Here is a 13371-nt window from a genome sequence, read left to right as displayed (position 1 = left end):
GCAAGCAACAAGGGCTGCCTATATGGGAATCGATACCGAGTAACGAATCTCTGGGCCATGCAGCCCATTATCTATATTTGCTGACAGGTGAGGATCCGACCGATATCCACGCCAGCGCGTTGGAAACGTACATGATCCTTACCATGGAGCATGGACTGAACGCTTCCACCTTCACCGCTCGCGTTATCACCTCCACAGAGTCGGATATGGTATCCGCTTTGACGGGGGCGCTTGGGGCGATGAAGGGGCAGCTTCATGGCGGCGCTCCTTCAGGTGTTACGGAAATGCTGGAGGCAATCGGTACGGCTGATCGGGCGGAAGGCTGGCTGCGTGAACAGTTGGAGAATCGTCGCCTGTTAATGGGCTTCGGGCACCGCATTTATCGGACACGCGATCCAAGAGCAGAAGCATTGAAAATGCGCATTGCGCAGATGGAGGAAAGTGACCATTGGCTCGATTTGGCTCAGTTCGTCGAGGATACTACTGTACGACTGCTCGCTGAATATAAGCCTGGGCGTAAGCTGTATGCGAACGTAGAATTTTATGCAGCTGCCATTATGCGTGCAATCGGATTGCCTAGCGAGTTGTTCACACCAACCTTCTCAGCAAGCCGAACCGTCGGCTGGACCTCCCATATGATCGAACAGGCGAAAGACAATGTCATCTACCGTCCCGATGCCAAGTACATTGGCTCGTTTCCCACTACTGAACATGTATCGTAATGCATAAACCTTTGGTCTCTATCCTCTTTTTATACATTTATTAGGTGCCTTTTCGTCGGATCGGAAAGATTAGACGAGCAGGCACCTCCTTTTTTATCCGAAACCACGTAATTTATCCAAAAGACGAACAATCAGAAATTTGTACCATTTCCATTATCCAATCCCATTTTGGCAGATAGAATGCATTAGAATATGGTTTAATTAACCAATGTAACTTTTAAGCACCTTATTGCTTGTCCTCTTCATATAGACATTTCCCAATGACACCTCAAGCACAATTCCCTAGTTATTATCATATTTATTTGAAATACGCCCGTATAGAGCCGCGAAAAATGTCCTCTCTTGAAATACATACCAGCCACTTCAAATTGTTAAAATTTTTCTATAAAAAGGTTTTATGGCCATAAAAGATTATATTAATGTAATAAAATTTATCACCCTGTGTAAAATCTTCTTTTACAGAAGTGGGCTTTTTTGCGATAAAGCGTATTTCAAAAAGCGCACATTGTCAGTATAATGTGTGAAAAGTGTTCCTATATCAGAGAGGTTAGGTGTAATCCCATGGAAACCATACAACGCGAACAAACAGAAGTACTTAACCCATACGAAATCGTTAAGAAGCAAATTGATGCAGCTGCAGCTAAATTGCAATTGCCCGAGCACGTCACCGAATTACTGAAGAGACCAAAGCGTGTTCTTTCCGTAAACTTCCCAGTTCGAATGGACGACGGCTCTATTCGTATCTTCGAAGGCTATCGCTCGCAGCATAACGATGCAGTAGGACCAACAAAGGGCGGCATTCGCTTCCATCCGGATGTAACACTTGACGAAGTTAAAGCACTCTCCATGTGGATGACATTCAAGTGTGGTGTTGTTGGCTTGCCATACGGCGGCGGCAAGGGCGGCGTTATCGTTGACCCACGCACACTCAGCAAAGGCGAGCTTGAACGTCTCAGCCGCGCATTCATGGAGGCAATTGCCGACATCGTAGGACCAGAGCGTGATATTCCAGCTCCAGACGTATATACAACACCTCAAATTATGGGTTGGATGATGGACACATACAGCCGCTTGCGTGGACACAACTCGCCAGGCGTTATTACAGGCAAGCCAATCATCATCGGTGGTTCCCTTGGACGGAACGCGGCGACTGCTCAAGGTTGCGTATATGCAATCCAATCTGCATTGGAAGACATTAAACTTCCGATGGAGAACGCAAAGGTAGCCGTTCAAGGCTTCGGTAATGCTGGACGTATTGCAGCTCGCCTGCTCACAGACCTCGGTGCAACAGTAGTGGCAGTCAGCGATTCCCGTGGCGGTATCTATGATGCAAACGGTCTTGATCTGGATCGTGTAGAGCAGTTGAAGGACGAAGCAACGATCCTTGATTACGGCGCAAGCTACCATATCAGCAACGAGCAGCTGCTTGAGCTGGATGTAGATATCTTGATCCCGGCAGCATTGGAAAATGTCATTACACAGGAGAACGCTCCACGCGTCAAAGCACGCATCGTTGCGGAAGCAGCAAACGGACCAACAACTCCTGAAGCGGACGCAATCCTGAACAAGAACGGAACGATTGTTATCCCTGACATTTTGGCAAATGCCGGCGGTGTTACAGTATCTTACTTCGAGTGGGTACAAAACCTGATGAACTACTACTGGAGCGAAGAAGAAGTTCTGGAGAAGCTCCAAGTGAACATGGTGAAATCGTATAATGCCGTTCGTGATCTTGCAAAAGAATACGCTACAGATCTTCGTACAGCAGCCTTTATGATTTCACTTCAACGCGTTACTGAAGCTATGCGTGCAAGAGGCTGGGTATAAGCATAAGCCATTTTAAGCGCTAAAGGTCAAATATATCCTCACCCTTCAATATAGTTCAGCCCTCTCCACTTCCAGTCGGAAGCACGAGAGGGCTGATTCTGTATATTGGACACATAAAAACTCCATTTTCATGAATTGAGTATATTCATTACACACACACTATCAACTATATTTTTCTAACTGTCAGCACTCCCCCATCTAGCCGTATTGTTGGTAAGAACGGGATCATGGTCTATAATGTAACGTGTATCACGATACTGACATAAAAGGAAAACATAAATCATGAATGCTAAGCGTACCAATAAGCGCCGTTCTCGATTCATTCCTTTTCGAATGACAAGGGATATTATAGGGGTGTGGAAATATGCCCACCGGCCTTTTCTTCTATTTGAATTGGTGTACAAACTACTGACGATTGGCGTATTCATCCCGCTTTTAACGATACTGTTCAACAAAATACTGGATGTCGGGGGCTTCAATGCGGCCGCGAATCACGATCTGCTCCGCTTCGTGTTCAGCAGATACGGCCTGCTCAGTCTGCTGCTCATGGCCCCCATTGCCATGATGCTCATTTACACGGAATTTGCTGCTCTCGTCTATATTGCCTATTACGGTATTCAAAAGAAGCGCGCACGAATTAGGCCTGTGTTGTTAAAAGCCATCTCTCGCTTGCCAGGCTTATGGCGCATCGGGATATTCGGTCTGGCTCTTTATTTGCTGCTGTTGTTCCCACTGCTTGATGCCGGTATTGGAGGATCATTGCTGCCTAGTGTTGCGATACCGAACTTTATTACCGGCGAATTAATGAAGACAAGTATCGGAACCATCGTCCTAGTCATTGTCGCGCTGGTCGTTCTCATTCTAAATTTGATTTGCATTTATGCCCTGCCGATTATGGTATTGGAGGGCAAGAATCAATTCTGGAATGCTGTCCGCGAGAGCAGCCGATTGTTCTGGCGCAGCAAGTGGTCATTAGTCAGAGCCGTGATTGAATGGGTTCTTATCTTCTTACTCCTATTCATTCTCCTGATCTGTCTTCTCATCCTGGTCGGGCTTCTGCTTCCAGATGGAGATAGCGAGGGGGCTGCCATAGCTATTACGCTCGGCATCACACTCAGCCTAGGCTTGTATATTGCAACGCTAGTTATGACACCATTGTTCATTACCGTCATTACACTGCTCTATGTGCGATACCAAGGCCAAGACCAAGTGAACCTTGAAACAGATGGAGTCGATGCCACTGTCTGGGAAGGTCGCAACATGCGGCGTTCACTTGTGCGGCGTTACCGCTCCGCACTGGCGACATTCGGACTTCTCATTCTTATCGCCATCGGCTGGGGAGCAACGACCTTATTGACCGATTGGGGAGAGGATAATGATAAATTCATCATCATGGCTCATCGCGGCGATGTGACTGCTGGTGTGGAAAATACAATGGGAGCCTTCGAAGGCGCCATTCGAACAGGAGCCGACTATATCGAGCTCGACATTCTGCAGACGAAGGATGGCAAGCTGGCAGTTATCCATGATGAGAACTTGAAGCGGTTATCCGGAAAAAATGTGAATGTGTTCGATCTTACACTCGCTCAATTGCAGCAAATTCCACTGCGCGCAGGGGAGTTCCGTGACTTCGTGCCTTCTCTCGACGAGGTACTCGAGCGAACGAGGGGGAAAATCAAGCTCAACGTGGAACTCAAGACACATGGTCATGAGAAGAACTTCGTCTCTACCTTTGTCAACACGATACGCAAACATAAGGCAGAACAACAAATTATTGTGCAAAGCCTAGATTACGAACTGGTTCAGAAGGTGAAGAAGGCAGCACCGGATCTAACGGTCGGGTATGTCATATTCGCCACCTTCGCTCCGCTTAATCGCTTCGAAGCAGATTTCTTCGTTGTCGAAGAATCATTTGCCCGACCAAGACTCATTCGCTCAGCGAAAATGAGCGGCAAGCCCATTTACGTCTGGACGGTCAATGATACAGAGAGTGTAGAACGATTCTATACACTTGGAGCTGACGGTATCATTACAGACATTGCCACTGATGCGAAAGAGACTATTCAGGTACTGCACCAGGTAGAGAGCGAGGAGCAATAACTAGAACTAGAAGGCTCCATTTCCATTTACACACAAACACCCGGTAAAGAAGCAAAATCCGCTTACCTACCGGGTGTTTATCATTATTTGAACGAGTTGCTTTTCAGCCCTGCAGCTTCTCTCGTACAGATTGCAGTTTCTGAGCAACCGTAGACGGCTTGTCTCTGCGGTCATCGATTTTCAACACAGTTGACACACGTTGTGCTCCTGCCTCAAATGGACTTTCATGAAGTGCCTGCACCGCGGCAAGCAATCGATCCAACGGCCCCTCAATAATGGTTCCCATCGCAGTTAGCTCATAGGTGATGCCCTCAACACTCTCCAGCGCTTTCTGCATTCCTGCCACGTAGCTGCTCAAGCTTGTAGAGCCTGTGCCGACTGGAATTACAGTAATCTCAGCTATCGCCATATACGTTCATCCCTTTCTTGAACCTATCTCCATCATATTCCTTCACGAAAGAGAGCTCAATACGATTCCTCCATTTACCTTCTCCTATAAATAGAGGAGAACATGCGCAGGTTCGTTCCCATCTAAGTTAGCTCAACCCTGAAATACACCCATTTGCGTCCACATGGATGCGCTCAGCAGCAGGCCGTGCTGGCATTCCCGGCATTGTTAGCACTTGACCTGTGTGCACCACGACAAAGCCGGCTCCAGCAGATAAGCGAACATCCTTCACTTCAACGGTGAACGCCTCTGGTGCGCCAAGCAGGCCTGCTCGATCGGAGAAGGAATATGGCGTCTTCGCCATGCATACAGGCAGGCGGCTTACTCCAAGCTGCTCCAGCTTGCGCAGAGCACGCTTCGCCGCAGGCTGATAGTGCACACCCGCACCGCGATAGATACGCGTAACGACGGCTTCTATCTTCTCCTCAATGGAATACTCATCCGGGTACAGCAGCTGGAATTGCGATTCAGCATCAGATGAATCGGCCAATTCGGCAACATACTGCGCCAATGCGCGGCATCCTTCACCACCATTCTCCCATGCCTCAGACAGGATCGCACGCACTCCCGATTGTGTGCACAACTCGATAACCGCATCCAACTCGGCAGGCGAATCTGTCGCGAATCGATTCACAGCGACAACCAGAGGCACGCCGAACTGCTTTATATTTTCAATATGACGCTGTACATTCACGAAGCCAGCACGAACCGCTTCCACATTTTCAGCGGCCAGCTCCTGCTTGGATACGCCACCGTTATATTTCATTGCCTTCACCGTAACAACCAACACGGCTGCCGACGGGAACAAGCCTGTCTGGCGGCACTTAATATCCATGAATTTCTCCGCACCAAGATCAGCGCCGAAACCCGCTTCCGTCACTACATAATCCGCTAGCTTCAACGCAAGGCGAGTAGCACGAACACTGCTGCAGCCGTGCGCAATATTCGCAAATGGGCCGCCATGAACCAACACTGGATCCCCTTCGCCTGTCTGCACCAGATTCGGATGAATGGCATCCTTCAGCAATGCACACATCGCTTCAACTGCATTCAAGTCTGCAGCGGTAACTGGCTCATCCTCTTCGTTGAATGCCACTACAATGCGTCCTAGGCGACTGCGAAGATCATCCATATCTTCCGCCAGGCATAGAACCGCCATAACTTCTGAGGCAGTCGTAATCATGAATCCATCCTCACGAACAACGCCATTGCCATCTCCAAGACCAACTACAATACTTCTAAGGGCACGATCATTCATATCGACCGCCCTCTTCCATATGATTCGGGAAGAGTGTATTCGCAGAGCATTCCCTTGATGGATATGGTTATCTAACAATGCCGCAAGCACACTATGTGCAGATGACACCGCGTGAATGTCACCGGTAAAATGCAAGTTAATATCCTCAGCCGGCACGAGCTGCGCCTTGCCGCTTCCCGTGGCACCACCCTTCATCCCCATGCAAGGGCCAAGCGAAGGCTCCCGCAATGCCGCAACTGCCTTATGTCCAACTCGATTTAGACCTTGGGTCAATCCAATCGTCGTCAATGTCTTCCCTTCGCCAGCCGGTGTCGGATTCATTGCTGTTACGAGAATGAGCTTCCCGTTCGGCCGATCGGCTACGCGATTCCATACATCCTGTCCAAGCTTGGCCTTATACTTCCCGTACTGCTCTACATCTTCTTGCGGAATGCCCAATTGCGCTGCAACATCTACGATTCGCTTCATCGTCATGCCCTCTCCCCCTGTATCCGGTCGTGTTCCAACTTGAGAATAGTTAGTGTCCATTCCTGGTAAACATATCATCCCTATTATACACGTCCAGCCTGTTGCGTACATGCACGTTCCTCACAACGGAAATAAAGGCAGCAAAAGTACATGACAAAAGTGCATCGCAAAAGCACATCGCAAAAAGGCCTGCTTGCGCAGCCCCCGCAATATGCGTGAGCTTCACAACAGACCCTATAGATTCCAATATGAATTACCTACGAATCATGGTTCTGCTGAAGCGGTGCCGCCTCGGCCAGCACACCTTCGAAGGCAGACAGGTACACACGACGAATATCATCTTCTGTTAGCAGCAGCGGACTGCGTGCAAGAAGCCGCCTTTGCTGTATGCCATCCTGCACAAGTGACTCCAGTGCGTCACGAGGGATCTCGAAGGCATCCAACGTCTGCGGGATTCCCGTTTCTTCGATCAGCTGCTTCATCCGTTCAATGGCAAGGCAGGAAGCCTCTGCATCGGACAATTCACGAACATCCGCGCCCATTGCCTCTGCGATATGGCGAAGACGCGTCATACAGGCACCACGAATATAATTCATCACATACGGCAGCAGAACTGCATTGGACTCGCCATGCGATAAATGGAATTGTCCGCCGAGCGGATAAGCAAGCGCATGAACACCACCCACGCCCGCGTTGAAGAAGGCGAGGCCAGCTAAATAGCTGCCATAGCTCATTTCAGTCCGTGCTTCCTTGTTCGTTCCATCCTTCACCGCCCGAAAGAGCGAACGGCTAATTAAGCGAATTGCGTGCAGCGCCACCCCATCTGTTGTCGGACTGGCGTGTACAGATACATAAGCCTCGATTGCATGGGTTAATGCATCCATGCCCGACGCTGCAGTGACTCTCGGTGGTACACTCACGGTCAGTTCTGGATCAATAATCGCCGCATCAGCCAGCAAGTAATCATGAGCAACAACGTCCTTGGTTGTCTCCAATGACAGCACGGATATATCCGTTATTTCCGAGCCTGTGCCTGATGTCGTCGGAATTAGAATCTTCGGCAGGCCGCGTACAGATAATGGACGAGTCCCGCTCAAATTCAAATAATCCGCAACTGCTCCCTCATGCTGCGATAGAACTGCCGCCAGCTTAGCCAAATCCAGCGCACTTCCCCCGCCTAAGCCAATGACAAGATCAAACTTACCTTCACGTGTATAGCGAACGAGTGCCTCACCTGCCGCAAGCGGCGGCTCTGGCATCGTATCCGTATAGATATCAATATCATAGCCTGCCTCACGAAGCGGCTGAAGCACACGCTCCACCGTACCGTTGCGAAATACCGACTTGCTCGTCACGCACAATATCCGCTTCGGCGCGTGACGCTCCACTTCTGACAGCAGTTGGGCTGCTGATCCCCACCCTGTATATTGATAGGGTGCAAATCTATGTGTAAACATACCTTTCTCACCTCTTCTTTATCTTGAACCTTGCTCATTACGCACACCTCGCATGGATTCGGAAGTATGATCGTATCATCCTTAGAGCCCTTGATCAACCTGCTACCGAAGATAGGCGAATCAATTTTCCATATATATGTATACAATTAAGAGCCTCCTGGATGGATCAGGAAGCTCCCCCAAATGATTAAGCTATCTTGACTATCTGTACTGTATTTGCTAACCCTTCAACATAACTCACTTTAGTTTTCATTTGCTGTCATACATTCGATATCACGGGCATCAGGATACTTCCTGAATAAGGGGGTTCATATACAATCGATAGTAGAACCCTTCCCGCTTCAGCAATTCTGCATGTGTTCCACGCTCAATAATACGACCTTGCTCGATAACGAGAATTTGGTCTGCCTCTCGAATCGTGCTTAACCGATGAGCGATAACGAAACTCGTACGTCCCTTCATCAAGGTCTGAAGCGCCTTCTGAATATGCATCTCTGTTCTCGTATCAATACTGCTCGTCGCTTCATCCAATATGAGAATGGCTGGATCCGCCAAGATAGCCCGCGCAATCGTCAGCAGCTGGCGCTGCCCTTGACTCAGGTTGCTGCCGTCCTCCGTCAGCACAGCGTCATATCCATCAGGTAGGCGCACGATAAATGAATGTGCATTGGCAAGTCTGGCAGCCTGCTCCACCTCTTCATCCGTTGCCTCTAATCTTCCATAACGAATATTGTCCCTAACCGATCCGGCAAACAAATAGGTATCCTGCAGCACCATGCCAATCGAGGTGCGCAGCTCCTCCTTGTCCATGTCTCTAATATCTTGCCCATCAATAAGGATCGAGCCTTGATCAACATCATAGAAGCGCATGAGCAAGTTCACGACCGTTGTCTTCCCAGACCCGGTTGGACCAACAAGTGCAATTGTCTGGCCGGGTCGTGCTGTTAGCATGACCTCCTTCAACACCGGCACATCCGGCTTATATCCGAAGGATACATCTTGGAAGACAACTTCCCCCTTCATGCCTTCTAATGGCAATATCGTCTGTTGATCAGCATACTCCGGCTGTTCATCCATGATCTCAAAAATACGCTCTGCACCAGCAATCGCCGCCTGCAGCATGTTATACTGATTCGCCAATTCGTTAATCGGACGAGCGAATTGCTTCGAATAATTAAGAAATGCCGTAATAATTCCAATCGTAATGACGCCTTGAACCGCCATATAGCCGCCAACCGCCGCAACTAAGGCGAAGCTAATATTGTTAATTGCATTCATGAGAGGAGGAACGAAGCCAGAGAAGGCTTGTGCGTGAATACCCACGTGTCTTAGCTGAATATTCTTCTTCTCAAACGCAGCAATTGCTTCTTCCTCGCGGCCAAATGCCTTGATGACCCGCTGGCCCGAGATCATCTCTTCAATATATCCATTCAGTTCTCCCAGCTCACGCTGTTGATCCGTAAAAAATCGACGCGTTCGCTTCGCTATGCTGCGGGTCACAAACAGCCCCAGCGGTACGACAATTAAGCTAATCAATGTCAGTACAGGACTAAGTGCAATCATCATGCCGATAGCGCCAGTTACCGTTATGGCACTGGTGAAAATCTGAATCGTACTCTGTGACAGAGAGTTGTTGATATTCTCGACATCATTGGTTAGGCGACTCATCACATCTCCACGCGGCCGCTCATCGAAGAACTTGAGCGGAAGTGTCTGCACCTTGACGAACACATCCTTGCGAATCGCCTGAACGGTTCGCTGCGAGATGCTTGCCATCATATATGTGTGCATCCATGAGGTTAATGCACCTAGGGCATACACAATAAGCAGCCAAGACACAAGTGATCCGAGCAAGGCGAAGTCGGTTGTCCCTGAGTCGATGCCTAGACTGTCGATAGACTTGCCGATCAAATAAGGGCCAATCAGTGCACACACGGAGCTGGCGACGACAAACAGGAAGACTCCCAGCAGCGGCATGCGTTCCGAACGCAAATACTGCCACAGTCGAATGATGGTCGCCTTGGATTGCTTAGCTTTCTTAGGAGGACCCATAAGGTGCATGCCCCCTGATCCCGGCCCTTTGTGACCCATCATTTTGACAGAATGATCAGCGGAACTGCGTTCTTGCTCCCGTCCTATACGAGAATGCTGCTCTGACACGCTATACCGCCTCCTCTCCGACTTGAGAACGATAAATATCCTGATACACTTCACAGCTATCCAGCAGCTCTGCATGTGTCCCTATGCCAACCACACATCCATCATCAAGCACCATGATGCGATCCGCATCCAGCACGGAACTGATTCGCTGGGCTACTATGAGGCAGGTCGTGCCCTCCAGATGCTCTCGGAACGCCTTCTGCATGCGAGCCTCCGTACCTGTATCCACTGCACTTGTACTGTCATCCAGAACAAGTATGGACGGTCGCTTCAACAGCGCTCGCGCAATGGACAGGCGCTGCTTCTGTCCACCGGACAAATTGACGCCTCGTTGTCCAATCATCGTGTCGTAACCTTCTGGCAGCTTCTGAATGAACTCAGCCGCTTGTGCGGCTTCAGCAGCTGCCTGCACTTCCTGATCGGAAGCTGCTGCGTTCCCCCAGCGAATATTATCTCGAATTGTCCCGGAGAACAGGATCGATTCCTGAAGCACCATTCCAATCTGCTTCCGCAGCTTGCGCAGTGGGATATGGCGAATATCGGTCCCACTCAGCAGAATATGCCCTTCTGTTACATCATAAAATCGTGGAATTAAGTTCACTAGTGTTGATTTGCCTGCACCGGTGGAGCCAAGAATCGCAATCCGTTCCCCTGGCATCGCCGTGAAGGAAATCCGCTTCAGGACAGGCTGCCCTCCTCCACCTGCATAGCTGAAAGAAACTTGATCGAAGACAAGCTGGCCATGTGCCTTGGAATAAGCTGTGGTGTGATCTGCTAAATCCGTTGCTAGTTCTGATTCATGTTCGGTTAGATGTTCCCGTGCATGCTCTGACCCATGCTCCTCTTCCAGTCCTGCGTTACGAACAGCAGCGATATCTGAAATATCCGTCTGTGTATTCAGCACTTCAGATATTCTGTCTGCAGACACCTTAGCCCGAGACAGCATCATAAGCATCATCCCCACCATCATAAGCGCGAACAGAATTTGCATCATATAGTTCGTAAAGGCGATGACTTCTCCCACCTGCATACTGCCGCCGTCCACCTTGATTCCACCGAACCATAGGACAGCTACAATACTGAAATTCATAACCAGCATCATAACAGGCATCATAAGCGCCATAATTCGAGCAGCCTTCACCGTTACTTCTGACAAGTCAGCGTTCGTCTTTTCAAATCGTTTCTGCTCATACGAAGAGCGAACAAACGCTTTAATAACACGGATGCCTGCTAAATTTTCGCGCACTACACCATTTAATCGATCGAGTTTGGTTTGGACGTTTTTGAATAGAGGAATACCTTTGCGGAAAATAAGAATCAGTGCCCCGAACAACAAAGGAACCGTTACAACGAATATAAGAGCCATCTGCGCGTTCAGCGCAAACGCCATCGCGATCCCACCCATGAACAACAGCGGAAAGCGAGTCATCATGCGCAGCATCATCAGCACGACGTTCTGCACCTGTACGACATCATTCGTTAATCGCGTAATCAGAGAGGAAGTATGGAATTGATCCAACTTGTCGAAGGAAAAGGTCTGAATGTTCTTGAACATGGCCAAGCGGATATCTGCGCCAACATGCTGTGAAGCAATACTCGCAAAATAAACGCAGCCCATTCCACCCGCAATACCGACAAAGGCGATGCCGACCATCATGAGCCCTGTTCTTGCGATATATCCCATATCCCGATTCACTATACCATAATCTACAATATGGGACATTAGCGTCGGCTGCATCAGATCACATATGACCTCAACGAGCATGAGGAGCATCGCGCATAAAGCCGCTTTTCGATAAGGCAAGATATAAGCAAATAACTGTTTCATGAATACAGCGCACCTTTCACGTTAGTTTGACAACTAATGATACAAACTGCAGAAGGGGACGGCTCGTAGCCTTATTGCAGAAAACTCCTTAACAGCCAACAGCGGCTGCTATTCTATTCGCCTACCCCCTCTTCATCATGAGCAGACAGATTGTGATGCATATGCAGCAAGAAACGACGCAGCAGGATTTTCTCCTCCTCACGGAATCCTTGGAAGCATTGCTGTTCCACTTCCTTCACGGCCTTCTGCACATGCCCTACGGCCTCCTTGCCTCTTGGCAGCAAATATACGCGGGAAACCCGCAAGTCCTCCTCATCCGCACGGCGTTCGATGAGCCCCGCTTTCTCCAAACGATTCAGCATCACCGTAACCGTTGCTGGCTTAATCTTCGCCTTCTCCACTAATTCCTTCTGACTCCGACCATCTTGATCACTAAGCAGAAACAGCATCGGCAGCTGTCCAGGATGGATGCCCACATCCTGCACCTTCTTCATCATTTCATTGTTGTATGCCCGCACTACCTGTGACAGCAACACCTCTAACGAATCTAAATACGTATCTTCCATTGCTTATAAACTCCCATTCATTTATTTAGCCGACTACTTATTTTGTGACAGTAGTCTACCATAGAGCTGAATCGGATTCAAGCAGCAGACACCCCCCCTCAATCGTGCGTAACCTGCAAAAAAAAAAAAAAACGACATCTGCTCACGCAGACGCTCTCTTCCCGATTCCCGTATATCATCAACAGTCCGACATACCGCCTTATTTATGGCTAGCATGCAGATCATGCATGTTCTGATGAAGCTCCTTAATCATATGATTCATCAAGTATTGCTCTTGTGAATTCAGTCCGTGCTGATTGTCCTGTGCAATGTATTGCTGGATATTCCGCTTTAACAGTTCATTTCGTCTATCTAACATTTGTTCGTAACTCAAACAGAAGTCACTCCTCGCTTGTTGTACGTGCACAATTTAAGCCTATTTAAGTATAAGGAGTAGACTCTTGTTAGAAAAATGTGGTGTCCCCTCTTCCTGCCGCGTCTGACCGCAAGAAGCATCATCTTCATGAAACAGAACGGTTCGCTTGTAATAATGCTCGC

10 protein-coding genes are annotated in these 13371 nt (G+C 48.9%); 3 read left to right on the top strand and 7 right to left on the bottom strand.

Translation table 11 applies throughout. From position 1 onward, the window contains the following. The 3 genes from AZ66_RS20350 to AZ66_RS20340 all read left to right on the top strand — a co-directional run. The coding region (locus AZ66_RS20350) for a citrate/2-methylcitrate synthase (RefSeq protein WP_044356512.1) at positions 1-722 on the top strand (722 nt) is incomplete at its 5' end. A gap of 561 nt (positions 723-1283) precedes the next feature. Beyond that, complete coding sequence (locus AZ66_RS20345) at positions 1284-2549, top strand: Glu/Leu/Phe/Val family dehydrogenase (protein ID WP_044356511.1); 1266 nt, start codon at positions 1284-1286, stop codon at positions 2547-2549. Positions 2550-2831: 282 nt separating this feature from the next. Further along, complete coding sequence (locus AZ66_RS20340) at positions 2832-4649, top strand: glycerophosphodiester phosphodiesterase (protein ID WP_052648705.1); 1818 nt, start codon at positions 2832-2834, stop codon at positions 4647-4649. A gap of 103 nt (positions 4650-4752) precedes the next feature. Here the strand turns inward: AZ66_RS20340 and AZ66_RS20335 are convergent, their stop codons facing one another. The 7 genes from AZ66_RS20335 to AZ66_RS31520 form a co-directional block, all read right to left on the bottom strand. After that, the gene (locus AZ66_RS20335) at positions 4753-5058 is read right to left on the bottom strand and encodes an MTH1187 family thiamine-binding protein (RefSeq protein ID WP_044356510.1); all 306 of its coding nucleotides are present in this window, start codon (positions 5056-5058) and stop codon (positions 4753-4755) included. Positions 5059-5185: 127 nt separating this feature from the next. Then, positions 5186-6823: a formate--tetrahydrofolate ligase gene (locus AZ66_RS20330; protein ID WP_044356514.1), complete on the bottom strand. Its 1638-nt coding sequence runs from the start codon at positions 6821-6823 to the stop codon at positions 5186-5188. Positions 6824-7080: 257 nt separating this feature from the next. Next, positions 7081-8280, bottom strand: coding sequence for an iron-containing alcohol dehydrogenase (locus AZ66_RS20325; protein WP_044356509.1), 1200 nt, complete (start codon positions 8278-8280; stop codon positions 7081-7083). A 282-nt stretch (positions 8281-8562) separates the two neighbouring features. Further along, positions 8563-10374: an ABC transporter ATP-binding protein gene (locus tag AZ66_RS20320; protein ID WP_442950313.1), complete on the bottom strand. Its 1812-nt coding sequence runs from the start codon at positions 10372-10374 to the stop codon at positions 8563-8565. 67 nt (positions 10375-10441) lie between these two features. Beyond that, complete coding sequence (locus AZ66_RS20315) at positions 10442-12268, bottom strand: ABC transporter ATP-binding protein (RefSeq protein WP_044356508.1); 1827 nt, start codon at positions 12266-12268, stop codon at positions 10442-10444. A gap of 113 nt (positions 12269-12381) precedes the next feature. Then, the gene (locus AZ66_RS20310; RefSeq protein ID WP_044356507.1) at positions 12382-12834 is read right to left on the bottom strand and encodes a MarR family winged helix-turn-helix transcriptional regulator; all 453 of its coding nucleotides are present in this window, start codon (positions 12832-12834) and stop codon (positions 12382-12384) included. A gap of 199 nt (positions 12835-13033) precedes the next feature. Continuing rightward, positions 13034-13207 (bottom strand): hypothetical protein, encoded by a 174-nt coding sequence (locus AZ66_RS31520; RefSeq protein WP_005543625.1) that lies wholly within the window; start codon positions 13205-13207, stop codon positions 13034-13036. Between the last annotated feature and the right edge of the window lie 164 nt (positions 13208-13371).

Origin of the sequence: Paenibacillus sp. E194 (assembly GCF_000935845.1) — a bacterium.
GTDB lineage: Bacteria > Bacillota > Bacilli > Paenibacillales > Paenibacillaceae > Paenibacillus_B > Paenibacillus_B alvei_B.
This window is presented reverse-complemented; position numbering and strand designations above follow the sequence as displayed.

Bases quoted from the DNA above. Each gene is read 5' to 3' on its own strand.
- AZ66_RS20340 (WP_052648705.1), top strand. From the start codon at position 2,832: ATGAATGCTAAGCGTACCAATAAGCGCCGTTCTCGATTCATTCCTTTT.
- AZ66_RS20320 (WP_442950313.1), bottom strand. From the start codon at position 10,374: ATGATGGGTCACAAAGGGCCGGGATCAGGGGGCATGCACCTTATGGGT.
- AZ66_RS20315 (WP_044356508.1), bottom strand. From the start codon at position 12,268: ATGAAACAGTTATTTGCTTATATCTTGCCTTATCGAAAAGCGGCTTTA.
- AZ66_RS20335 (WP_044356510.1), bottom strand. From the start codon at position 5,058: ATGGCGATAGCTGAGATTACTGTAATTCCAGTCGGCACAGGCTCTACA.
- AZ66_RS20325 (WP_044356509.1), bottom strand. From the start codon at position 8,280: ATGTTTACACATAGATTTGCACCCTATCAATATACAGGGTGGGGATCA.
- AZ66_RS20330 (WP_044356514.1), bottom strand. From the start codon at position 6,823: ATGAAGCGAATCGTAGATGTTGCAGCGCAATTGGGCATTCCGCAAGAA.
- AZ66_RS20345 (WP_044356511.1), top strand. From the start codon at position 1,284: ATGGAAACCATACAACGCGAACAAACAGAAGTACTTAACCCATACGAA.
- AZ66_RS20310 (WP_044356507.1), bottom strand. From the start codon at position 12,834: ATGGAAGATACGTATTTAGATTCGTTAGAGGTGTTGCTGTCACAGGTA.